Origin of the sequence: Rhodoplanes sp. Z2-YC6860, from assembly GCF_001579845.1 — a bacterium.
GTDB lineage: Bacteria > Pseudomonadota > Alphaproteobacteria > Rhizobiales > Xanthobacteraceae > Z2-YC6860.
Genome location: NZ_CP007440.1, coordinates 2209546 through 2231777, shown reverse-complemented (window position 1 = coordinate 2231777; position 22232 = coordinate 2209546). Strand labels below are relative to the sequence as shown.

19 protein-coding genes are annotated in these 22232 nt (G+C 64.0%); 9 read left to right on the top strand and 10 right to left on the bottom strand.

Annotated elements, in window-relative coordinates:
• The first annotated feature begins 5 nt into the window (after positions 1–5).
• Positions 6–236 (top strand): hypothetical protein, encoded by a 231-nt coding sequence (locus RHPLAN_RS10475; protein WP_068030993.1) that lies wholly within the window; start codon positions 6–8, stop codon positions 234–236.
• A 78-nt stretch (positions 237–314) separates the two neighbouring features.
• Here the strand turns inward: RHPLAN_RS10475 and rpoD are convergent, their stop codons facing one another.
• Both rpoD and dnaG read right to left on the bottom strand, forming a co-directional pair.
• Positions 315–2438 carry an RNA polymerase sigma factor RpoD gene (gene rpoD, locus RHPLAN_RS10470; RefSeq protein ID WP_068030990.1) on the bottom strand — a complete coding sequence of 708 codons (2124 nt, stop codon included), beginning with the start codon at positions 2436–2438 and terminating at the stop codon, positions 315–317.
• 502 nt (positions 2439–2940) lie between these two features.
• Positions 2941–4911 (bottom strand): DNA primase, encoded by a 1971-nt coding sequence (gene dnaG, locus RHPLAN_RS10465; protein ID WP_068016968.1) that lies wholly within the window; start codon positions 4909–4911, stop codon positions 2941–2943.
• Positions 4912–5190: 279 nt separating this feature from the next.
• On the opposite strand from dnaG, the gene RHPLAN_RS10460 reads away from it, so the two are divergent.
• Together RHPLAN_RS10460 and RHPLAN_RS10455 are read left to right on the top strand one after the other, a co-directional pair.
• Positions 5191–5988 (top strand): hypothetical protein, encoded by a 798-nt coding sequence (locus RHPLAN_RS10460; protein WP_068016965.1) that lies wholly within the window; start codon positions 5191–5193, stop codon positions 5986–5988.
• A gap of 4 nt (positions 5989–5992) precedes the next feature.
• Positions 5993–6694: an alpha/beta fold hydrolase gene (locus RHPLAN_RS10455; RefSeq protein ID WP_068016963.1), complete on the top strand. Its 702-nt coding sequence runs from the start codon at positions 5993–5995 to the stop codon at positions 6692–6694.
• A gap of 163 nt (positions 6695–6857) precedes the next feature.
• On the opposite strand, the gene RHPLAN_RS10450 is transcribed toward RHPLAN_RS10455, so the two are convergent.
• Entirely contained in the window at positions 6858–7823 is a 966-nt protein-coding gene (locus tag RHPLAN_RS10450) for a Bug family tripartite tricarboxylate transporter substrate binding protein (RefSeq protein ID WP_198164823.1), read from the bottom strand.
• 36 nt (positions 7824–7859) lie between these two features.
• On the bottom strand, positions 7860–8837 hold the full coding sequence (locus RHPLAN_RS10445; RefSeq protein ID WP_198164821.1) for a Bug family tripartite tricarboxylate transporter substrate binding protein: 978 nt from the start codon (positions 8835–8837) through the stop codon (positions 7860–7862).
• A gap of 217 nt (positions 8838–9054) precedes the next feature.
• On the opposite strand from RHPLAN_RS10445, the gene RHPLAN_RS10440 reads away from it, so the two are divergent.
• From RHPLAN_RS10440 to RHPLAN_RS10430, 3 genes are read left to right on the top strand one after another with little or no spacing between them, the layout of a single operon-like run.
• Positions 9055–10698 (top strand): CocE/NonD family hydrolase, encoded by a 1644-nt coding sequence (locus RHPLAN_RS10440; protein WP_068016954.1) that lies wholly within the window; start codon positions 9055–9057, stop codon positions 10696–10698.
• Between the two features lie 28 nt (positions 10699–10726).
• The gene (locus RHPLAN_RS10435) at positions 10727–11719 is read left to right on the top strand and encodes a tripartite tricarboxylate transporter substrate-binding protein (RefSeq protein ID WP_068016949.1); all 993 of its coding nucleotides are present in this window, start codon (positions 10727–10729) and stop codon (positions 11717–11719) included.
• A gap of 58 nt (positions 11720–11777) precedes the next feature.
• Positions 11778–12752: a Bug family tripartite tricarboxylate transporter substrate binding protein gene (locus RHPLAN_RS10430; protein ID WP_068016945.1), complete on the top strand. Its 975-nt coding sequence runs from the start codon at positions 11778–11780 to the stop codon at positions 12750–12752.
• A gap of 200 nt (positions 12753–12952) precedes the next feature.
• On the opposite strand, the gene RHPLAN_RS10425 is transcribed toward RHPLAN_RS10430, so the two are convergent.
• Genes RHPLAN_RS10425 through RHPLAN_RS10410 form a run of 4 tightly spaced genes read right to left on the bottom strand, consistent with a single transcriptional unit; the run spans position 12953 to position 16024 of the window.
• Positions 12953–13516: a thiamine pyrophosphate-dependent enzyme gene (locus RHPLAN_RS10425; RefSeq protein ID WP_068016942.1), complete on the bottom strand. Its 564-nt coding sequence runs from the start codon at positions 13514–13516 to the stop codon at positions 12953–12955.
• A 1-nt stretch (position 13517) separates the two neighbouring features.
• Complete coding sequence (locus RHPLAN_RS10420; protein WP_237180102.1) at positions 13518–14078, bottom strand: phosphonopyruvate decarboxylase; 561 nt, start codon at positions 14076–14078, stop codon at positions 13518–13520.
• 14 nt (positions 14079–14092) lie between these two features.
• On the bottom strand, positions 14093–15088 hold the full coding sequence (locus RHPLAN_RS10415) for a Bug family tripartite tricarboxylate transporter substrate binding protein (RefSeq protein ID WP_198164820.1): 996 nt from the start codon (positions 15086–15088) through the stop codon (positions 14093–14095).
• 21 nt (positions 15089–15109) lie between these two features.
• Complete coding sequence (locus RHPLAN_RS10410; protein ID WP_198164818.1) at positions 15110–16024, bottom strand: Bug family tripartite tricarboxylate transporter substrate binding protein; 915 nt, start codon at positions 16022–16024, stop codon at positions 15110–15112.
• 149 nt (positions 16025–16173) lie between these two features.
• On the opposite strand from RHPLAN_RS10410, the gene RHPLAN_RS10405 reads away from it, so the two are divergent.
• From RHPLAN_RS10405 to RHPLAN_RS10395, 3 genes are all read left to right on the top strand, one after another.
• Positions 16174–16986, top strand: coding sequence for an alpha/beta fold hydrolase (locus RHPLAN_RS10405; protein ID WP_084246502.1), 813 nt, complete (start codon positions 16174–16176; stop codon positions 16984–16986).
• Positions 16987–17017: 31 nt separating this feature from the next.
• Positions 17018–17821, top strand: a complete 804-nt coding sequence (locus tag RHPLAN_RS10400; protein WP_237180101.1) for an alpha/beta hydrolase family protein — start codon at positions 17018–17020, stop codon at positions 17819–17821.
• 191 nt (positions 17822–18012) lie between these two features.
• Positions 18013–18654, top strand: coding sequence for a hypothetical protein (locus RHPLAN_RS10395; protein WP_068016937.1), 642 nt, complete (start codon positions 18013–18015; stop codon positions 18652–18654).
• Between the two features lie 90 nt (positions 18655–18744).
• On the opposite strand, the gene RHPLAN_RS10390 is transcribed toward RHPLAN_RS10395, so the two are convergent.
• Both RHPLAN_RS10390 and RHPLAN_RS10385 read right to left on the bottom strand, forming a co-directional pair.
• Positions 18745–19593 (bottom strand): class I SAM-dependent methyltransferase, encoded by an 849-nt coding sequence (locus tag RHPLAN_RS10390; protein ID WP_068016934.1) that lies wholly within the window; start codon positions 19591–19593, stop codon positions 18745–18747.
• Between the two features lie 116 nt (positions 19594–19709).
• Positions 19710–22223 carry a putative bifunctional diguanylate cyclase/phosphodiesterase gene (locus RHPLAN_RS10385; RefSeq protein WP_068016931.1) on the bottom strand — a complete coding sequence of 838 codons (2514 nt, stop codon included), beginning with the start codon at positions 22221–22223 and terminating at the stop codon, positions 19710–19712.
• Positions 22224–22232 lie beyond the last annotated feature (9 nt).

The following is a 22232-nucleotide window of genomic DNA, read 5'->3' as shown; positions in this document are numbered from 1 at the left end:
ACAACATGGCGCGGAAACCTGGAACGCGAACCGGCGGCGAATTCGTGCTGTTCGATGTGATCTACGAGGACGGCTCGCAGCGCTCCAACCGTCGCGTTCCCGCGGCCATGCTTGGCGGCCTCGACGAAGACGAGCCGGCGCGCGCCGTGATCGAGGAGCAGGACCGCGACATCGCCGAGAAGTCCGGCCGCCCACCGCTCAAGATCAAGACGATCAAGCGCTCCGGCGAGAAGTAACAAACCTGTCACAAACAAGAACGGCGGGCTTTCGGCCCGCCGTTCTGTTTTTTGTGCGCCTGAAGGCTGCGGCTGAGATCAGTTGTCCAGGAAGCTTCTGAGCTTCCGGCTTCGCGACGGATGCTTCAGCTTGCGCAGCGCCTTGGCTTCGATCTGGCGGATGCGCTCGCGGGTTACCGAGAACTGCTGGCCGACCTCTTCGAGCGTGTGGTCGGTGTTCATGCCGATGCCGAACCGCATGCGCAGCACGCGCTCCTCACGCGGGGTGAGCGAGGCCAGCACACGCGTGGTCGTTTCGCGCAGGTTCGACTGGATCGCCGCGTCGATCGGCAGGATCGCGTTCTTATCCTCGATGAAGTCGCCGAGGTGCGAGTCTTCCTCGTCGCCAATCGGCGTTTCGAGCGACAACGGCTCTTTCGCGATCTTGAGAACCTTCCGCACCTTCTCGAGCGGCATGCCGAGCTTCTCGGCAAGCTCCTCCGGGGTGGGCTCGCGGCCGATCTCGTTCAGCATCTGGCGGCTGGTGCGCACGATCTTGTTGATCGTCTCGATCATGTGCACCGGGATGCGGATGGTGCGCGCCTGGTCGGCAATGCTGCGGGTGATCGCCTGACGAATCCACCAGGTGGCGTAGGTCGAGAACTTGTAGCCGCGGCGATACTCGAACTTGTCGACCGCCTTCATCAGGCCGATGTTGCCTTCCTGGATCAGATCGAGGAACTGCAGGCCGCGGTTGGTGTACTTCTTGGCGATCGAGATCACGAGGCGGAGGTTCGCCTCCACCATCTCCTTCTTCGCCTGGCGGGCTTCGCGCTCGCCCTTCTGCACCATATGCACGATCTTGCGGAATTCGCCGATCTCCACGCCGGTCTGGCCGGCGAGCTCATGGATCTGGCCGCGGATGTCCTTGACCTTGTCCTTCTCGGCAGCGACCAGGTTCTTCCAGCCCTTGGCGGAGAGCTTGGAGACGCGGTTGAGCCAGCGAGGATCGAGCTCGGAGCCCTGGTAGTTGCGCAGGAAGTCCTCGCGGGAAACGCCATAGCTCTCCGACAGACGCATCAGCCGGCCTTCATAGCCGACCAGGCGCTTGTTGATGTCGTAAAGCTGCTCGACCAGCGCGTCGATACGGCCCTGGTTGAGGCGGAGAGATTTCACCTCAGCGATGATCTCTTCCTTGAGCTTCTTGTACTTGCGCTCCTGAGCAGGCGACAGCGCGTCGCTCTTGAGCTGCAGCTGGATGTCCTGATCCTGCAGACGGCGCAGCCGCTTGAAGCTGTCGGCGATCTTGTCGAAGGTCTCGACCACCTTGGGCTTGAGCTCGGCCTCGATCGCGGCGAGCGACAGGGAGTTCTCCATGTCGTCGTCGTCGAAATCGCCCTCGCCCGGCGGCGTCTCGCCACCTTCGCCGCCCTCTTCGCCATCGGCGGATTTCGGCGCGGCAGGCTTGAAACCAGCGGCCTGAGGCGGCGCGGGCGCAACCGGCGCCAATGCAGGAGCCGCAACCTCTGCGGTCGCCTCGCCCTCGGCACCGGGCGCCGCACCATTGCCCATGCCGTTCTTGGCCTCGGGCCCGGCATAGGTCGCTTCGAGGTCGATGATGTCGCGCAGGAACACCTTGCCGGTGTTCAATTCGTCACGCCAGATGATGACGGCCTGGAAGGTCAGCGGACTCTCGCAGAGGCCCGCGATCATCGCCTCGCGGCCGGCCTCGATGCGCTTGGCGATCGCGATCTCGCCCTCGCGCGACAGAAGCTCCACCGAGCCCATCTCGCGCAGATACATGCGCACCGGATCGTCAGTGCGCTCCGAGGGCTCCTTGCCGGACGCGGTGGTCAGCGCCTTCGGCTTGGCCTCGACCAATTCGCCGTCGCTGTCGTCATCGTCCTCGGCGGCTTCTTCCTTCTCCTCGTCGTCGGCATTGTCCTCGTTGTCGACGACGTTGATGCCCATCTCGTTGAGCATCGCGTAGACGTCTTCGATCTGGTCGGAGGACACCTCCTCCGACGGCAGCACCGCATTGAGCTGATCGTGGGTGACGTAGCCTCGCTTCTTGGCGAGCTTGATCATCTTCTTGACGGCCGCGTCCGACAGGTCGAGCAACGGCAACGGGCTGTCGGGGGTCTCCGGCGTCTCTTTGTCGGCAGGAGCGGCCTCCTGCTCCTTGGCCTTGGCTTTGGTCGCGACGGCAACCTTGGATGCCATTCCCTTCTCCTCACTTACTTTCTTGAGCTCTGTTTTTGGCTCGGTCTTCTGCTCAGCTTTGGAATCGATTTTGGGAGCAATCTTTGACGTGACCTTGGGCGCGGTCTTGCCCTCAATCCTGGGCTCGACTTTGGGCGCCAGCTTGGCGGTGCCCTTGGTTTCAACTTTCGAACCGGTGGCCTTCTTCGGCTCGGCCACAGGCTTCTTCGTTGCAGCCGACGCGCGCGCAGTCCCCGGCCGGGAGGCCGTGGCCTTATGCTTGGTCGCTGCCTGACCCTTGCTCATCGAGGGCCCTCCTACCTATAGGGACGAGAGTCGGTTTCCGGTGCGGGCGGGCTGGGCGGTTCGGCGGGAGCGATTTTCCGGCAAAATCGCCCCGAATCGGGATGCCCAATGTCGCCGGGCTCCCTTAAGCCCGGCTTAACCCTGCAAACGCCGGTGTCCTGATCTCTATTCCCTCTCGTTGTTGCATCCATCAGTTGCACAGACGCAACGCATACCCTCATACACTTCGTGCGGGCCGTCCCGAAAACAAGCCAAAACCCTCGATCTGGGCTTCGTTCCCATCGAGGGCGGACAACTCGCCTTGCACATCACGAAGCCTGGCCAGATTGGCGTCGGTCAGTTCCTCGCCCAGCGCGCGCCGGGCGTCTTGGAGCTCTCTATTTAACGTGCGCTGCTTGTGATGCAAGGCGACAACATGAGTCCACCATGGGCCCACATCCTCAGGACTGGCGCCGGTTCTCGCAGGCCAGTCCGAGGGGTGCGTTATTGCGCCCTCAACCCGAGCCAACACCCCGGAAAGCCCCCGGCCGACCACTGCAGCCCGGATGGCCTCCGACTCAAGCTGCTCTTCGCCCGTTGCGGCATCGAGAATCACGCGACGGAGCTGGTCGGCGTCCGCGTTGAGGAATTCGAGGGCGGAAAGCTTCTCGGCATTCTGCTCCAGAAGCCACGGATGATTGATCACGGCCATGAGTATCAGCGCCTCCCGCGGCGGCAGCGCGGTTCGGTGCCCCCGAACGATCGAGCTGCTGGAGAGCTTGGCGCTCGGCTGCGCCAGAGGCTCCCGCCCCGGGGGCAACCGGCCGCCCGGTCCCCGGTTCCGCTGCCAGCCTTGAGAGCCGCCGCGCGCGTTGTCGCCGAAGCGGCCGGGCCAGACGTTGCCTGAGCGGCGCGGCCCCGCGCCGTCGCGGTTTGCATTGGGCTGCATGAGATTGCGCAGCCGCCCTTCGAAATCCTGCCCGTAATATTTGCGCACCGACTCGTCGGCGATGCCTTGGACCAGGGTTTTGATCTTCGCTTCAAGCGCTGCACGCCGTTCCGGCGTGTCGAGCGAGGAGGCTTCGACCTCACGCGCCCACAGCATCGCGGCAAGCGGCCGCGCGCCGTCGAGCACATCGGCGATCGCCTCTTTGCCGCCGGAGCGGAACAGATCGTCGGGGTCTTGGCCTTCAGGCAGCAATGCAAAGCGCAGGCTTTTGCCCGGTCGCAGCCGGGGAAGCGCGAGATCGGCCGCGCGATAGGCCGCGCGCTGGCCGGCCTTGTCGCCGTCGAAACAGAGGATGGGTTCGTCGGCCATCTTCCAGAGGATGCCGAGTTGCTCCTCGGTCAGCGCGGTGCCAAGCGGTGCCACTGCGGCCGGATAGCCCGCCGTCACCATGGCGATGACGTCGACATAGCCCTCGACGACAATCAGCACCGCACCGTCATGCACCGCGCTACGCGCGGCAAAGCCGTTGTAGAGGTTCGAGCCTTTGTGGAAGAGCGGCGTCTCAGGCGAGTTCAGATATTTGGCCTGGGCATCGGCCGCGAGCGCCCGGCCGCCGAAGGCGATAATGCGGCCGCGGAAGTCCTGGATCGGGAACATCACCCGGTCGCGAAAGCGGTCGTAGGGAACCGGGATGTCGTCGCCCGCGATCAGAAGCCCGGCTTCGATCATGTCGGGCACCGGTACGCCTTCCTTGCCGAGATGCTCCTTCAGCGCATAGCGCTCGCCGGGCGCATAGCCCATGCGGAACTTGAGCTGCGTCGTCGAGGCGAGCGCGCGGTCCGCTAGATAACCGCGGGCCTTGGCGCCCACGCGGGAGGCCAGCTGCGCCTCGAAGAACTTCGCCGCAAGCTCCATCACGTCGTGGAGGGTCTTGCGCTTCTCTTCGCGCGCCTCCTCTTCCTCGGAGACCATCGGCAACGGCACGCCGGCCATGGCAGCAAGCCGCTCGACCGCTTCGGGGAAACCCACGCCGTCGGTGATCATGATGAAGTCAAAGATCGAGCCGTTCTTGCCCGAGGAAAAATCAAACCACGCCTGCTTCTGGTCGTTGACGAAGAACGACGGCGTCTTCTCCTTGTTGAACGGGGACAGCCCCTTCCACTCGCGCCCGGCCTTGATGAGCTTCACGCGACGGCCCACCACCTCCGATACCGGAAGGCGGGCGCGCAGCTCATCGAGGAACTGGGGCGAAAAGCGCATGTTTTACGACTGAGCGTTGGGGTCGGGCCGAATCGCTTGGATCATCATACGCCGTCAATGGGCCCGCCCTTTCCGGAACGGAAGGCCTGCGGAGGCTTGCAGCCGAAATGCCCCGATTTTCCTAGTTATCCACAGCCACCTTGGCATGGATGAACGCAAAGCCATCGCCGTTTGGTGGTGATCGACACATTTCAGGACGCGCGCAACCCGCTAGATTTGCATTGTTGGGGCGCCGCGATTTTACAGTCGGCCTGCGCATGATTTAGGGATTTCGACGTCATGGCCAAGCCACCACCAGGCGCTTTCCAGGGATATCATCGCTTCAAGCTGGGTAAAAAGCCGGCCCGTCGCGGCGCGGTGAAATTCAAGCTCAAGACCTATCTGGTGAAGCACCAGGTGCCGATGCCGCCCAAGGAGTTCGGCCATCAGGGGCTGATCGGCAGCAAGAACTGGGGCTTGTTTTCCAACGAGCGGTATCACGACTGCGTCTGGGCCGGAGCCGCGCACGAGACGATGCTCTGGAACAAAGAGGCGCACCGCACGGTGAAGTTCAGCGATAAGAATGTGCTGAAGGACTATGCCGCCGTCACCGGCTTCAATCCCAAGGATCCGGGCACCGATCGCGGCACGGACATCCAGCACGCGGCGTCGTACCGCCGCAAAACCGGCGTGCTGGATGCCAGGGGCAAACGGCACAAGCTCCGCGCTTATCTGGCGTTGAAGCCCGGCGATGACGACCTGCTCGCGATCGCGCTCTACCTGTTCAGCGCCGTCGGCATTGGGCTCCGCCTGCCGGAGTCGGCAATGAAGCAGTTCGTCGCCGGCAAGCCTTGGGACGTGGTGCGTGGGCGACACCGTACCGGGGGTCACTACGTTTCAGGCGTGGGACGCGACGCCAAAGGCAATTTCGTCGTCGTGACCTGGGGAAGGCTCCAACGTATGACGCCGCGGTTCTACAGACGCTACTGCGATGAGGCGATCGCCTACATTTCCGAAGAGATGCTGGTGCCGCCATGGAATACGACGCTCGAAGGTCTCGACCTCTCCCAACTCGACGCTGATCTGAAAGGGCTGTAACGACATGACAACATTCGTCCTCGTTCACGGCGCCTGGCATGGCGGCTGGTGCTGGCGGCGGGTCTCTGACCTGCTCGAAGCCAAGGGTCACAAGGTGTTCACGCCGACGCTGACGGGGCTCGGCGAGCGCAGCCATCTGATGCGCGCAGGCATCGACGTCAGCACGCATGCGACCGATGTGGTGAACCTGATGAAGTGGGAGCGGTTGTCGGACGTGGTGCTGTGCGGCCACTCGTACGGCGGCATGGTGATCTCCCTGGTGGCCGAGCAGATGGCCGACAGAATTGGCTCGATCGCGTTTCTCGACGCCTTCGTGCCGGAGAATGGCGACAGCATGTTCGAGCTCACCAACCCGGTGGTGCGGGATTCATTGACGGCTGCGACCGCGCGCGGCGACATCAGCGTGCCGGGGCGTCCCGCCGCGGCGTTTCTGGTGAACGAGAAAGACCAGGCCTGGGTGGATTCGCTTACCGGACCGCAACCGATCGGCACCATGACGGAGAAGCTGAAGCTGAGCGGCGCGCGAGAAAAAATTGCCAAGAAGAGCTACATCCGCGCCGGCGCCTATCCAAATCCGGGCTTCGACAAGGCGCTCAACCGGGTGAAAGCGGACAAGAGCTGGCGCACCTACGATGTGCCCTGCGGCCATGACGTGATGGTCGATATGCCGGAGCGGCTCGCGGAGATTTTGCTGGAAGTGGCGTGACGCGTCGCGCGTTTCCATGGCCGCGCCGCGACTCTCTCCCGGCCTCATGCTGAGGAGCGCAGCGAAGCTGCGCGTCTCGAAGCACGAGGCCGCCCCATCCTTCGAGACGGCGCTTCGCGCCTCCGCAGGATGAGGGCGGAGCGAACTCCGCGCCAAGCAGCAACTACTGCGGCTCAAACCCCGCGTCCTTCACCACCTTCTCGGCCACCACGCGCTCGCGCTTGATGTCCTCGGCGAACTGCTCCGGCGTGTTGGCGGCAGGCACGAGACTCCGCGCCTTCAGATGCCGCTCGCTGAACTCGGGCTTATTGATCACCTCGCCGATGTCCTTCGACACCCGGTCGATCACCGCCTTCGGCGTGCCGGCCGGCGCGAAGATGCCGTACCAGCTCCGTGACGGCGGGCCGTTGTAGCCCACGTCGGTGAGCAAGGGCACGTCGGGGAAGTTCGGCGACTTGATATTGTTGAGCATGACCAGCGGCGTCATCTGGCCGCCACGGATGTTGCCGACGACGTTGCCCTCGCCGAACAATCCGATCGGCGTGGTGCCGCTGAGGATCGCGTTGACCGCTTCGCCGCCGCCACGGAACGGCACGCGCACCCAATCGCAGCCCTTCTCCTTCTTTAGCGTTTCCATGTAGAGCACCATCGGTGCACCGGGCGCGAGATAGTTGAGCGTGCCGGGCTTGGCCTTCGACAGCGCGCAAAGCTCGTCGATGTTCTTGACGCCAAGGCTGGAGTTCACCACCAGCATGTGAATGAGGTGGAACGCGTTGGTGATCGGCGTGACGCTGGTCTCGGGATCGAACGGCAGCTTCTTATAGAGGAACTGGTTGTAGAGGATGGCGTCCGCGTTGGTGATACAGATCGTATAGCCATCCGGTGTCGCGTCCGCACAGGCGCGCGTGCCCACATTCATCGCGCCACCGGGCCGGTTCTCGATGATCAGCGGCTGGCCCCACTTCTGGCGCAGCTCCTCGCCGAGCGCGCGCATGAAGATGTCGCTCAAACCGCCGGCGCTGGTGGTGGTGATCGCCTTCACGGGGCGGTTCGGCCAGTCGTCGGCAGCAGCCGGCAAAACAGCCCCGAACGCGAGCAATGCGGCGAGCGGCCAAGCGGACAATCTCATGATCAGATCTCCCATTCCAGAAGTTCAAACGTCGTCTTATTGCGGCTGAAGGTTGCCCTTCTTGGCGGCGACTTCGGCGATTGCGCGCGACTTTTGCAGATAATCGGCAAAGTATTCCGGCGTGCTGAATTGCGGATCGAGACCGCGTTGCACCAGGTACTTGTCGCGGAACGACGGCTCGTTTCCGATCGCTGCCATATCGTCACGAACTTTCTTAATCAGCGCCTTGGGCGTACCCTTCGGCGCCCAGATCGCGAAGTCGGCTTGCGTCACCTCCTCCGCGGCGATGACCTCCTTCAGCGTCGGAATATCCGGGAACAGCGGCGAACGCTTGCTGGCATCGACGGCGATGCCCTTGATGGTGCCAGCCCGCAGATAAGCGATCAGATTGCCAATCCCGAAGAAGGCCACTGGCGTCGTTCCGGTAAGCATGCCGTTGACCGCTTCGCCTCCGCCGCGAAACGGTATGCGCACGATGTCGGCCCCGGTGCGGGCTTTCCAGTCCTCGAGAAAGATCTGATGCGGCACAGCCGGCGCCGAATAGCTCAGCGTGCCGGGCTTGGCCTTGGACAGTGCCGCAAGTTCGTCGAAGGTCGAGACGTGGAGATCAGCCGACACCGCCATGACCTGGGTGAGGAAGAACAACAGCGTGACCGGCTCAAGGTCCTTGAACATGTCGTAGGACAGGTTCTTGAACAGGAAGCGGTTGTACTGAAGGATGTCCGACGGAAGGATGCAGATTGTGTAGCCATCGGGTGGCGCATCCGCGCAAGCGCGCGCGCCGATGTTGAACGCGCCGCCCGGGCGGTTGTCGACCACCAGCGGCTGGCCCCATTTCTTCTGCAACTCGTCGCCGAGCACGCGGATGAAGATGTCGCTGATACCGCCGGCGCTGGAGGACGCAATCACCCGCACGGGCTTGTTCGGATAGTCCTTCGGAACGTCCTGCGCACGCACCGGCGAAAGTGGCGCACCAAGCGCAAGCAGAACAACAGCGCTGAGCCAGCGACGCATCACGGCAATCTCCTCCCGGGCCTTCTTCTTGTTATGCGGCCACAATGCCGCAGCGCTGCAGAGGCGGCAAGCCGCGTCCCGGCACTGCGGCACTGTGGCCGGCGGCGCCATTTCGACATCTGCGCAGAATGCAGATGCATCCTGCAATCGCCCCGTATCATAATCGGCGGAAGCTCCCGACAATCGCATCTGGCGGCCGACGACCAAGGAGAACAGCGTGGCGGACTACAAGATGAAGGTTGAGAAGGGCATCACCGTCACCATGCGAGACGGCATCAAGATCTCGCTGTGCGTCTACCGGCCCGACGCGCCCGGCCAATTCCCCACGCTGTTCGCCGCTTCGCCCTATCAATACGAGATGGACGAAGTGCCGGCCTATCCGCTGTTTCTCTGGCGCGAAACCGGTCCGGTCGAATGGTACGTGAGCCAGGGCTATTCCTACGTCCATGCCGACGTCCGCGGCTCCGGCCAGTCCGAGGGCGAGTTCAGCTTCATGGGCCTCGAGGAGCAGAAGGACTATCTCGAGCTCATCGCCTGGATCATCAAGCAGCCGTGGTGTTCCGGCCGCGTCGGCGGTATCGGCCAGTCCTACTACGCGATGGCGCAGTGGCTGATGGCGACCTACAACCCGCCCGGCCTCGCCTGCATCGTGCCCTATGACGGCCTGGTCGATCAGTATCGCGGCTCGAACTACCACGGCGGCATCTACTGCTCTTATCGTTCGGTCTGGTACACGACGCTGCGCGCCGACAATCAACACCGGCCTGCCGGCAAGCACGGCCGCCCGCCGATGAAGTTCGATCTGGTCGGCGAGATCATCAACCATGAGCTCGACGACGATTTCTGGCGCGAGCGCTCGCCCTATTGGCGGCTCGACAAGATCAAATGCCCCGTGCTGTCGGTCGGCCACTGGGGCAAGATGGGCCTGCATCTGCGCGGCAACATCCTCGGCTACGAAGAGCTGAAGTCGCCGAAGAAGCTCGTCGTCACCGGCGCGCGCAATACCTTCGAAGCCCACAAGATGTTCGACCAGGTCGAATTCCACGAGAAGGAGCTGCTGCCGTTCTACGATCTTCATCTGAAGGGCAAGAACAACGGCTTCATGGAAGCCGAGCCTGTGAAGATCTTCGTGCGCGGCGCCAATGTCTGGCGTGCCGAGGAAGAATGGCCGCCGAAGCGGGCGACCTATGTGCCTTACTATCTGCGCAAGGGACCGTCCGGCAGCGTCACGTCAATGAACGACGGCGGGCTTTCCGCCGACAAGCCTGCGGCGAACGAGGCCACCACGAGCTATACCTACCCGGACTGGGAGTGGGTCAACGGCGTCGCCATCATGGGACCGGACGGCCGCGTCGATCCGGTGCGGCGCGTGCTGACGTTCACGTCGGCGCCGCTCGATGCCGATCTCGACGTCACCGGGCCGATCGTGCTGAAGCTTTTTGCCTCATCGACCGCGATCGACACCCAGTTCATCGTCAAGCTGACCGATCAGCAGCCGCAGGACGACACCGCGCGAAAGAGCGGCGCGCAGCCGGGCTATGTGCCGGTGTCGAAAGGCTGGCTCAAGGCCTCGCACCGCGAAAAGGACACACAGCGCTCGACGCCGACGCGGCCGTTCTACACCCACACCAACCCGCAGCCGCTCAAGCCCGGCGAAATCTACGAATTCGACATCGAGGTGCTGCCGGTGTCCTACGTGTTCAAGAAGGGTCACCGCATCCGGCTCGAGATCGCGCCGAGCGACTCGCCCGCGACCGACGGCGTGTTTTCGCACCCCTACCATCCGACCCAGATGGGCACCGACACGTTCCATCATGATGCCGGGCACGCTTCCTGCATCCTGCTGCCGGTGATCCGATGAACTTTTGAAGCATCAAAGAGGGGCGACTATGCAGTTTTACCGCCGGTTCGCGTTCGTCACCGTAGCCGGTCTCGCGGCACCGATGTTGGCGCTGGCAGGCGCCGCGCAGGCGCAGGACTATCCGGCGAAGCCGATCACCATCATCGTGCCCTACGCGGCCGGCGGGCCGACCGACACGGTCGGCCGCATCGTCACCGAGCGGATGCGCGCCGAACTTGACCAGACCATTGTCGCCGAGAATGTCGGCGGCGCGGGCGGCAGCCTCGGGCTTGGCCGGCTGGTCCGCTCGCCGCCCGACGGCTACACCATCGAGGTCGGCAACTGGAGCGCACACGTGGTCAACGGCGCGATCTATTCGCTGCCGTATGACCTCAAGACCGACTTCGAGCCGATCGCGTTGCTCGCGCTCGCGCCGCAGATCGTGGTGGCGCGCAAGACCATGCCGGCCGACGACCTGAAAGGTCTGATCGCCTGGATGAAGGCCAACGGCGACAAGACGAGTTTCGGCACCGCCGGCGCCGGCAGTCCGCCGCATGTGGGCGGAGTACTGCTGCAGAGCATGACTGGCGTCAAAGGACCGTTCATCTCCTACCGCGGCAACTCGCTCGCGGTGCAGGACCTGGTCGCAGGCCAGATCGACATCGTGGTGAGCGATCCGACCACGGCGACGCCACAGGTGCGCGCCGGCACCATCAAGGCCTATGCGGTTGCGGCGCCGACGCGGCTGCCGGCGCTGCCGGACGTGCCGACCACGGCGGAAGCGGGTCTCCCCGGCTTCCAAGTGTCGACCTGGAATGCGCTGTTCGCGCCGAAGGGCACGCCGAAGGCGATCGTCGCCAAGCTCAATGCAGCAGCGGTGGCGGCGCTGGCCGACCCTTCGGTGCGCTCGCGGCTTGCTGCCGCCGGTCAGGAGGTCCCGCCGCGCGAGCAGCAGACACCCGAGGCGCTCGGTGCGCTGCTGAAGGCCGACATCGAGAAATGGTGGCCGATCGTCAAGGCGGCGAACATCAAAGCCGAATAGCCGCATTTCGCGGAGCGGCAGCGCTGGTGTAGCGTTCCTCCCTCGGGAGGAAACAAAAATGAAAATCACAAAATATCTGGCGCTGTCGTTTGCGGCAGTCGCCATCGTCTGCGCGCTCGCCTCACCATCGTGCGCGCTCGACTATCCAACACGGCCGGTGCGCCTCGTCGTCGGCTTTCCGCCGGGCGGCTCGGCCGACATCGTCGCACGCATCATCGGCCAGGCGCTGACCGAGCGCATGGGCCAGAGCTTCGTGGTCGACAACAAGCCCGGCGCCGGCAGCAATCTCGGCACCGACACCGTCGCGCGTGCCGAGCCCGACGGCTACACGCTGATGGCCGAGAGCGTGTCGAACGCGATCAATCCGACGCTCTACAAGAAGCTCACTTACGACCAGCTCAAGGACCTCGTCCCGGTCGCGAGCATCGACGTGGTGCCGAACGTGATGGATATCAATGTCGACGTGCCGGCGAAGACCGTACCGGAGTTCATCGCCTACGCGAAAGCCAATCCCGGCAAGATCAGCATGGGCTCGGGCGGCATCGGCTCGTCGCCGCATGTGGCGGGCGAGTTGTTCAAGATGATGACCGGCGTGCAGATGGAGCACATCCCCTATCGCGGCGTGGCACCAGCGACTGCGGACCTCCTCGGCGGCCGCATCCAGGTGTTGTTCGACACGCTGCCGGCCGCGATCGGCAACATCCGTGCCGGCAAAATCCGGGCGCTGGCAGTGAGCTCGAAGAAGCGCTCCGAGTCGCTGCCCGATGTGCCCGCCATGAACGAGTTCGTGCCGGGCTACGAGGCGGATTCGTTCCACGGGATTTCGGCACCGAAGGGCACCCCGCGCGAAATCGTCGAGAAGCTCAATCGCGAGATCAACGCGGCGCTGGCCGATCCGAAGGTGAAGGCGCGGCTCGCTGAATTGGGTGCCGAGGTGTTCACCGGCACACCGGAAGACTACGGGCGCTATCTCGCGGGCGAGATCGCGCGCTGGGCCAAGGTGATCGAGTTTTCCGGGGCGAAGGCGGAGTAGCATCTAGCTTCGAAATGAGGCTGCGCCCTCTCCCCACGTGTCCCGGATGCATTGCAGCGCGAGCAAAGCGAAGCGATGCAATGCTGATCCGGGACCCCGGTTGCTGTCAGCGGAAAGAAAGAAACCGGGGTCCCGGGTCTGCAGCGCACCACTCCGCTTCGCTCCGTGCTGCGCTGCGCCCGGGACACGAGAGCTGAGCACTAAACAAACGTCCCGGCCGCCTGCATGAAGCGGTGCTTGATCGCGAGCCCGTCGCGGCTCGGGATGATGCGCTTCTGGTCATCGGCGTCGACGCGGGCGTGGACGAACAGCGGCCCCTCGCCCGTGTGCAGCACCTTCCGCAACTCGTCGGCGCGCGAAAGATCATCGACCGCTACGACCTTCAGCCTGCATGCCCTCGCCGCGTCGCCGAGGTCGATTCCAGAGCTCGTCGCGCTCGGCTGCATGCCGCTCGCGCTGTGATGGCCGTTGTCGAGGCAGACGATCGACAGATTCTTCGGCTGCCTGACACCGATGGTGGCGAGGCTACCGAGCGCCATCAGGATATCGCCGTCGCCGGTGATCACCGCGACACGGCGCGTGGGTTGCGCGAGCGCCAGGCCCAGCCCGACCATGGGCGTGCAGCCAAGCCCGCTCCAGATATAGAAATTTAGCGCGTGGTCGCCGCAGGCGGCGACGTCGTAGGTGGAGGAGCCGATGCCGGTGACGACCATCAGGTCGCCGCGATCTTCGAGAAGGCGCGCGACGAGCTTGCGGCGATCCATCTCAATGACCTTTCGGCTTGTTGCGATCGGTCATGCACTGCGAGAGCAGCACCGCGGTCTGGAAGTTGCCGCCGCCGAAGGCCATGCGGCAGGCCGCATCGGTCACCGGCTCGACGTCATCCTCCTGGTCGACGCGGTAGACCTGAAAGCCGCAGAGCTTGAGTGTCGGCTCGGTGATCGAGCCCATCGGCACCTGCCACGGATTGAAGTCGTTGAACTCGCCGCGCATGCACACCAGCAGCACAAACGGGATCGCGCAGTTCTTCAGGATCGAGAACGTGTTGATGCAGTTTCCGACCCCGCTCGACTGCATCAGCAGCGCCGCGCGCTCGCCACCCAGCGCCGCACCGAGCACCAAGCCCGGCCCCTCGGCCTCGGAGCTCAGGAGCACGTCGGTCATTTCGTTGTCGTTGATGCAAAGCTCCATCAGCCGCGCGTGGCCGGTGTCCGGCACGTAGCCGACCTGCTTCACCGCGTGACGCTTCAGCACCGCGTGGATGCGGTCGGGCCAGCCTTTCTGACCCGCCGAATGAATGTGCCGCTCGACGTTCCACTCAGCCACGTGCAGGTCCTTCGCTATTGCGGCTTGATTCCCGCGGCCTTCACGGTCCGCGCGACGCGCTCGTCTTCCTTCTTCAGCTCGGCAGCATATTCCTCCGGAGTACTGCCTTGAGGCTCGATACCAGCGGCCGCAAACTGTTTGATGATCTCCGGTTCTTTGACGATTTCGCTGACCTCGCTTGCGATCCTGTTCAGGATCGCAGACGGCGTGCCGGTCCGCGCGAAGATGCCGATGGTCGGCGCAAAAACGTAGCCCGGGATGAAGTCGGCGACCGGCGGCACGTCCGGCGCCATCGCCGAACGCTTCGCTCCATTGGTCGCCAGCAGCGTGATGTCCTTGCTGCCGACCGCCCCGCTGAGCGACGGATATGCCGAGAACGCCAGATCAACGTGACCGCCCAGCAGCGCGGGAACGGATTCGCTCGTGCCTTTGAACGGCACGTGCGTCATGTCCAGGCCGAGGTCGGCCTTCAGCGCCTCCATGGACAGATGATGCGTGCTACCAACACCCGAGGAGCCGTAGTTGAGCTTGCCGGGATTGGCTTTCACATAGGCGATGAGTTCCTGCATCGTCTTGACCGGCACCTTGCGGTGCACAGCGAGAAACAGCGGCGCCCGCGCGATCATGACGGTCGGCGTCAGGTCCGCGATGTTGTAGGCCATCTTGGCGTAGATGTGCGGATTGATGGCGTAGATCGAGCCGTCCTGCACGATGAAAGAGTAGCCGTCCGCTGGCGCGCTCATGAGCGCCGCGACTGAGACCGCGCCGTTGCCGCCGGGTCTGTTCTCGACCACAACCGATTGGCCGACCTTCTCCTGCAGCCGTCGGCCCACGATGCGCGCCACCGTGTCAGGAAGCCCTCCGGCGCCGGCGGGAATCAGGAAGCGGATGGCCTGATCGGGATATTGCGACTGGCTCTGCGCTGGCGAGGCCGCAAGCGCCGCCAAAAGCGTGGCTGAGACAAATGAAGCAAGCGCCAGCAGCGCGGTTCGCAAATTTCGGATGCTCATGGCTGTCTCCCGCTTTTTCCACTATTTCGGCTGTTCGCCGGATTCCTTCACGATCCGCGCGGCAAATTTGCGCTCCTCGGCGATGAAGCGGGTGAATTCGTCGGTGCGCTCCAGCGCAGGCTCGACACCGCGCTCGATATAGATGCGCTGACGGAAGCCGGGCTCGGCCATGATGCGATCAACGTCGCGCGCGATCTTATCGACGATCGGTCGTGGCACACCGGTTTGGGTGAACAGGCCAAACCAGGTCGGAGGATAGTGCTCGCCGCGCGCTTCTTTCAACGTCGGCACATCCGGGAACAACGGCGAGCGAGAATTGGCCACCACCGCGAGCGGAATGATGCGGCCGGCCTGCAGTTGCGGCACCATGTTGGAGAGTGCAAGCAGCGCGACTTGCGTCGTGCCGCCAAGAAGAGCATTCACCACGTCACCGCCGCCGCGATACGGCACCTTCACGATATCGATGCCTTCGGTCTTCTTCAGCTTCTCCATGAAATAGGTCAGCGGATAGGAGAACGTGGCGTAGCTCAAGGTCCCGGGCTTGGATTTGGCAAGTGCGAGCAGTTCACCAAGTGATTTTACTTTGAGCTCGGGCGAGGCCACCACAGCCAGCGTGTTGAAGAACAGGTTTGCGATCGGCTGGAAGTCCTTCTCCGGATTGTAGGGAATGCTCTTGTAGAGAAATTCGTTGTAGACGGCGGGCTCGCTCGACATCACGCAGATCGTGTAGCCGTCGGGCGTGGCCTCGGCGCAGGCGCGCGCGCCGATGTTCTGACCGCCGCCGGGCCGGTTCTCAACGATCACCGGTTGATGCCAGGCCTTTTGCAGCTCGTCCGCCAACGCACGGCTGAAAACATCCCCCCCGCCGCCGGCCGCCAGCGGAAACACGATCCGCACCGGACGCGTCGGATAATCGTCTGCCCACGCGGAGCCCACCAAGGCCGCAAAACATAGAACAGCCAAGCAAAACCGAAGCACCACTTTCCATCCTCCCGGATTTTTGTGGCATCATAGACCGAACGAAGCTGCTGATGCGACCGTGTTTGAAGCACTGCGGTCGGCCGGCGGCTGCATGGGAGGACACGATGACCGACAACGACAACATCACGCGGCGCACGGCGCTCGCAGGGGCGGCAGCTGGTGCAGGTGCAGCCGCGCTGGGCGGCGGCGAGGCTTTGGCGCAAGCAGGGGCCCGCAAGACCTTCGTGCTTGTGCACGGCGCCTGGCATGGCGGCTGGTGCTGGCGCCGCGTCGCCGACATCCTGGAGAGCAAGGGCCACAAGGTGTACACGCCGACGCTGACCGGTGTTGCCGACCGCTCGCATCTCCTCAGCAAGGATGTGGTCCTCGACACCCACATCACCGACATCGTCAACCTGTTCAAATGGGAAGACCTCAAGGACGTTTGCCTTGCGGTGCATTCCTATGGCGGGTGGCCGGGCTCGGGCGCGCTCGAGCAGATCGGCGACCGCGTGTCTGCCATCGTCTGGGTTGACGCTTTCAAGCCGTCTGACGGTCAGAAGGGCATGGACTACGCCTCCGGGTTCAGCCGCACGGCCCTGGAGGAAGCGATCGCCAAGGGCGAGCCGGGCCGCAAGGCCCCGCCGGCCAAGGCGTTCGGCGTCAATGAAAAGGACCAGGCCTGGGTCGAATCCAAGCTCACCGACCAGCCGAACGGCGTTGCCACGCAACCGATCAAGCTCACCGGCGCGCGCGACAAGGTCGCGAAGAAGACCTACATCCGCGCCCCGAAATATCCGCAGGCCGCGTTCGACAAGGCGCTGGCCGAGTGCAAGGCCGACCCGAGCTGGAAGACCTTCGTCAACGAGAACACCGGCCACGACATCATGGTCGATCAGCCGCAATGGCTCGCGGACACCATCCTGCAGGTCTCGTGACACCCGCTTCGTGAAATAGAAGGCAGCAACGATGACGGACAGAATGGAAACCACGCGACGCGGCGCATTGGGTGCGATGACGGTCGGCGCGCTTGTGGCAACGGGGGCGCTTCCGGTCGCAGCGCAGGCTGCACGAAAGACATTCGTGCTGGTGCATGGCGCCTGGCATGGCGGCTGGTGCTGGCGGCGGGTCTCGGACCTTCTGGAGAAGAAGGGCCACAAGGTTTTCACGCCGACCATGACCGGGCTCGGCGCCTGTTCGCACCTCATCAGCAAAGACGTCAATCTCACCACGCACATCACCGACATCAAGAACTTCATCAAGTGGGAGATTCTTTCGGACATTGTGCTGGTCGGGCATTCCTACGCCGGCATCATCATCAGCGGCGTCGCCGAAGAGCTTCACGGCAAGATCAGCTCGATCGTGTTCCTCGACGCGTTCATGCCGGAGAATGGCGACAGCCTTGCTGAGAAGGCGGCGCCGGCATTCCGCGATGCGATTGCGAACGCCATCAACCGCGGCGACGTCTCGCTGAAGGCGCCGCCCGCAGCGGCGTTTGGAGTGGCCGAAGCCGACCGGGCCTGGGTCGACGGCAAATGCACGCCGCAGCCGATCTCGACCTACACCGAAAAGGCGGTCTACACCGGCGGCCGCGACAAGGTCGCGAAGAAGACCTACATCCGCGCCAAGGGCTACGCGAGCCCGGCCTTCGACGCGGCCTTGGCCAAGACCAAGGCCGATGCGTCGTGGAAGACGCACGAGATGACGTCAGGCCACGACGCGATGGTGATCCAGCCGCAGGAGCTGACGGAGCTGCTGCTGCAGGCGGTCTAGGCCCAGCACGGCGAAAGCGACTTGCTCAAGGCTCTTTTACCGCCACGGCCTTAGTCGGCCGACCGCCACCAATGCAGTGTGCGCAACGTCACACCCGCTGACGCGGTTGTGTTCGGCATCACATCGGCCGGACATGAGCGGGCCTATGGTCAAAACCATCGAATAACACCTCGGCGACAGGAGTTACGACGATGAAAAAGATTGCTTCTCTGTCTGTCATTGCTTCGCTGGCCATTTTGGCGACCTCGTCCAGCGGGACGTTCGCAAGCGAGCTCAAATCGAAGAGCTTGCGCGTCTCACATCAGAACGCCTGGACGAAGACCGTCGCTTTTCGAAATGACGGCTCCGACCGCATGCTCAATCCGCAGCCGCTGCCTCCCGGCCCGCCGCAGGAGAAGTTCACCACCTACAAGACCAGTCCCGCGTTGAACTCGGCGATCGCAAACCGCCGCGACCTCGCGTCGCTCAATCCGCAGCCCCTGCCTCCCGGGCCTCCGCAAGAGAAGCTCATCGCGTACAAGACCAACCGGGCGTTGACCACGTCATTCGCGAACCGCGGCAACCTTGCGGCGCTCAACCCGCAGCCGCTGCCTCCGGGACCGCCGCAGGAGAAGTTCAAGACCATCGCGTTCAAGAACAATGGCAGCGATCGCATGCTGAACCCGCAACCCCTGCCTCCCGGTCCGCCTTCGGAGAAGCTGAACTTCGTCAACCGCGGTGCCGTTGCGCTCAACCCGCAGCCGCTGCCTCCCGGACCGCCGCAGGAGAAGCTGGTGAACCGCATCTCCACGGTCTCGTTCAACGCTCCGCTGACGACGTATCGCGCCCGGTAGGCTATCAATTCGCAGATCGCATGGCCCGGCCGGGTGCGCACCACCCGGCCGGGTTTGCTTTGAGTGTATGTGTGAGCGGCGCCCCGGGCCTCAGCGCTTGACCACCGTGACCTCAAGATACTCGCTCGGCACCACCATGGTGCCGTCCTTGGCGCGGTTGAGCCGTTCGATCAGATCGAGCAGATCGTCGTGCAGCTCTTCCTGGGCGTCGGGCTTGAGCGCCGCGAAGGTCTTCAACAGCGGCCCATAATAGGTCTTGAACACATCCATCCAGTGCTGCGGCGAGCGATAACGGAACATGAACTCCCGCTTGCGTGCGTCGATCGAGGCAGCCTGTGCACCGAACAGCTCGGTGATGCGGGTTTGCGTGCCCCACAGCGCCGGCGACTTCACGCCGGCGGGCGGCGGAAGCTGCCGGCCGATGGCCTTGAACACATGGCCGATGAAACCATCGGGCGTCCAGTTGGCGAGCCCGATCTTGCCGCCGGACTTGCAAACGCGAAGCATCTCGGCCGCAGCCTTGTCCTGGTTCGGCGTGAACATCACGCCGAAGGTCGACACGACGGCGTCGAAGCTCGACTTGCCGAAGGGCAGCGCCTCGGCATCGGCCTCCTTGAACTCGATTTTCCAGCCCTCGGCCTGCGCCCGCGCCTGCCCGCGCTCCAGCAGCGCCGGCACGTAGTCGGTCGAGGTGACGTCGCACCAGCGCCGCGCGGCAGCAAGCGTGGCGTTGCCGTTGCCGGCCGCAACGTCGAGCACGCTCTGGCCGGAACGAAGATCAAGTGCTTCGCAGAGGTCCTCGCCGACGATCTGCAGCGTGGCGCCGACGATGGCGTAATCGCCGGACGACCAGGCGCCCTGCTGTTTCGTCTTCACGGCAACGAGATCGGGTGCCGCAGCAGCGGCGGACGGAATGGCAGTCAATGTCGCGGTGTTCATGGTCGCTCCCTTTAACGGTGGAATTGACCGAACAGATAGGCGAGCTGCGCCCGCGAGACCTTGAGGGCTCCTTGAGTTTCGCTTGAGAGGGGCCTGATTTGCGCCGGCCGGCCGCGTCAGGCTACCTTGGCGCGCGGATTGCTGATTTCGATCAGCCGACCGACCTCGGACGCCGGGCACGGCGCGCTGAACAGGAAGCCCTGCGCCTCGGTACAGCCCTCGGCGCGGAGCCGCTCAAGCTGCTCCCTGGTCTCGACGCCTTCGGCTGTGGTGGAGATGCCAAGGCTTTCACCGAGCCCCACCACGGCGTGGATGATCGCCATGCAATCCGGCCGCTGCGTCAGATCGTTCACGAACGAACGGTCGATCTTGATCTTGTCGAACGGAAAGCTTCGCAGATAGCTCAGCGACGAATAGCCGGTGCCGAAGTCGTCCATCGAAATGCGGACCCCGATCTCGCGGAGCTTGTGCAGCGTGGCAAGGTTGGCTTCGGTATCGGCGAGCAGCACAGACTCGGTGATTTCGAGCTCAAGACGCTGCGGCTCGAGCCGCGAATAGGCGATCGCAGTCATCACCGCCTGCACCACGCTCTTGCTGCGGAATTGCACCGGGGAAAGGTTGACCGCGACATGCAGACCGTCCGGCCAGCGCGCGGCTTCCGTGCAGGCCTGACGCAGCACCCATTCGCCGAGAGGACCGATCAACCCGATCTCCTCAGCGAGCGGAATGAACTCTGCGGGCGACACCATGCCGCGCTTGGGATGCCGCCAGCGCAGCAGCGCCTCGAATCCGCTGATGCGGTTCTCGGCCAGATTCATCAGCGGTTGATAGAACAGCTCGAACTCACCGTTGGCGTAGGCCTTGCGCAGGTCGAGTTCCAGCACGCGCCGTGCCTGAATGCGGCGGTCCATCTCCGGCTCGAAGAAATGCGCGGCGCCGCGGCCGTCAGCCTTGGCGCGGTAGAGCGCCATGTCGGCGTTGCGCAAAAGCGCGTCGCAGTCGTTGCCGTCGCCCGGGGCGAGCGCTATGCCGATGCTCGCGCCGATGACCACCTCGTGTCCGTGGATGTTGTAGTGCGAGCTGACCGCCGAAATGAGCTTGCCGGCAAGACCGCTCGCCTCGTCGGGATGCGTCACGTCGGTCTGAATCACGGCAAACTCGTCGCCGCCGAGGCGCGCGACCAGCGAGGTCTCGTTCAGGTGACCCTTGAGCCGCTCGGAGACCGCGCGCAGAAGCTCATCGCCGACCGGATGGCCGAGCGTATCGTTGACGCTCTTGAAGTGATCGAGGTCGATGCAATGCACCGCCAGCGGACGGCCGGTGCGCTGCAAGACGTCCAGCGCCTCCTTGAGATGCGCGTGAAACAGAACGCGGTTGGGCAGGCCCGTGAGCGCGTCATGCTGGGCGAGGTAGGCGATCCGCGCCTCCGCCTGCTTGCGCTCGGTGACGTCAACCACCGCGACCAGCACCGCGGGTTTGCCGCCGAACACCACGCGGCGTGCATAGGTCAGCACTTCGATTTCGCTGCCATCGGCCTTGATATGCCGCCAGGCGTGATCGGAGGCGTAGACCGTGCCGACCGCTTGCGCCACGGCACGGTGCAGATCGTGCTCATCCTTCGGCCAGACGTCGAGCAGCGTCATGCCCGCGAAACGCTCGCGCGAGTAGCCGTAATGAGCGATCGCGGCGTCGTTCACGCTCTTGATCGCAAGCGTATCGGGATCGTAGAGCCACATCGGCATCGGATTGCCGTCAAACAGGAGCCGGAAGGAGTCTTCGCGCTCCCTGATGCCGGTGACGTCGGTCAGGGTCGCCGAGATCAGATCGCCGGCAGCAGCAACGCCGACGCTTAAGTGAATCTCTTGATGCCCCTCTTGGTCGTTGAGCGACAGCTCGAACTGCTGATGCTGACCGGTGGCAAGCGCTGTGGTCAGATGCCGGCGCATCGCCGGCGTGTCGAGACCGCCGCCGAGCCCCGACAGATACGACCAACGAAGCTCTTCTTCGGAGCGGCCGACGAGACGCGCGGCGCCGGCGTTGAAGGCGACGATCTGGAAGTCGGACGGGTGTCCTGCGGCGTCGCGCACGGCGGCGAGCGCAAGGATGCCTTCGTCGGTGGAGCGGAATATCGTATCGACCAGATTGAACGGCGTACCGACCTTGATGACATGGGCGGCGATCAGCGTGATGCCCCAGCGGCAGGACATCGGCATCGCCAGGAATTCGAAGGTCTCGATCATGCCGCCGCGCACGCGGCGCGAATGCTGCGTCACCGGTTCGCCGCTCGCCAGCGCTTGATCGAGCACGAGTTGCAGAGGATGCGCGAACTCCTGCGGCAGTTCATCGACCAGCTTCTGCTCGGCGTTCGTACCGATCCAATCCCACAAGGCGCGCCCGCAACGCAGCACCTTGAAGGCTTGTTTGGATTCTTGCGGCTTGGACTCTTGCGGCCGTTGCTGCTCGACCAGGACGAGATGCTCGCCGAGACGGCCCAGGCCGCCGAGGACGATATCTTCATACGGCGGCAGCGGTGCGGCCGGCGTAGACGCCGTGTGCCACTTGCGCTGGAAGATCGCCGCCTCGGGAGATCCCGACGGCGTGCCAGGATTTGAACTCGCAACAGCGACCATAATGCTCCG

Bases quoted from the DNA above. Each gene is read 5' to 3' on its own strand.
- RHPLAN_RS10475 (WP_068030993.1), top strand. From the start codon at position 6: ATGGCGCGGAAACCTGGAACGCGAACCGGCGGCGAATTCGTGCTGTTC.
- rpoD (WP_068030990.1), bottom strand. From the start codon at position 2,438: ATGGCATCCAAGGTTGCCGTCGCGACCAAAGCCAAGGCCAAGGAGCAG.
- dnaG (WP_068016968.1), bottom strand. From the start codon at position 4,911: ATGCGCTTTTCGCCCCAGTTCCTCGATGAGCTGCGCGCCCGCCTTCCG.
- RHPLAN_RS10460 (WP_068016965.1), top strand. From the start codon at position 5,191: ATGGCCAAGCCACCACCAGGCGCTTTCCAGGGATATCATCGCTTCAAG.
- RHPLAN_RS10455 (WP_068016963.1), top strand. From the start codon at position 5,993: ATGACAACATTCGTCCTCGTTCACGGCGCCTGGCATGGCGGCTGGTGC.
- RHPLAN_RS10450 (WP_198164823.1), bottom strand. From the start codon at position 7,823: ATGAGATTGTCCGCTTGGCCGCTCGCCGCATTGCTCGCGTTCGGGGCT.
- RHPLAN_RS10445 (WP_198164821.1), bottom strand. From the start codon at position 8,837: ATGCGTCGCTGGCTCAGCGCTGTTGTTCTGCTTGCGCTTGGTGCGCCA.
- RHPLAN_RS10435 (WP_068016949.1), top strand. From the start codon at position 10,727: ATGCAGTTTTACCGCCGGTTCGCGTTCGTCACCGTAGCCGGTCTCGCG.
- RHPLAN_RS10430 (WP_068016945.1), top strand. From the start codon at position 11,778: ATGAAAATCACAAAATATCTGGCGCTGTCGTTTGCGGCAGTCGCCATC.
- RHPLAN_RS10425 (WP_068016942.1), bottom strand. From the start codon at position 13,516: ATGGATCGCCGCAAGCTCGTCGCGCGCCTTCTCGAAGATCGCGGCGAC.
- RHPLAN_RS10415 (WP_198164820.1), bottom strand. From the start codon at position 15,088: ATGAGCATCCGAAATTTGCGAACCGCGCTGCTGGCGCTTGCTTCATTT.
- RHPLAN_RS10405 (WP_084246502.1), top strand. From the start codon at position 16,174: ATGACCGACAACGACAACATCACGCGGCGCACGGCGCTCGCAGGGGCG.
- RHPLAN_RS10400 (WP_237180101.1), top strand. From the start codon at position 17,018: ATGACGGACAGAATGGAAACCACGCGACGCGGCGCATTGGGTGCGATG.
- RHPLAN_RS10395 (WP_068016937.1), top strand. From the start codon at position 18,013: ATGAAAAAGATTGCTTCTCTGTCTGTCATTGCTTCGCTGGCCATTTTG.
- RHPLAN_RS10390 (WP_068016934.1), bottom strand. From the start codon at position 19,593: ATGAACACCGCGACATTGACTGCCATTCCGTCCGCCGCTGCTGCGGCA.
- RHPLAN_RS10385 (WP_068016931.1), bottom strand. From the start codon at position 22,223: ATGGTCGCTGTTGCGAGTTCAAATCCTGGCACGCCGTCGGGATCTCCC.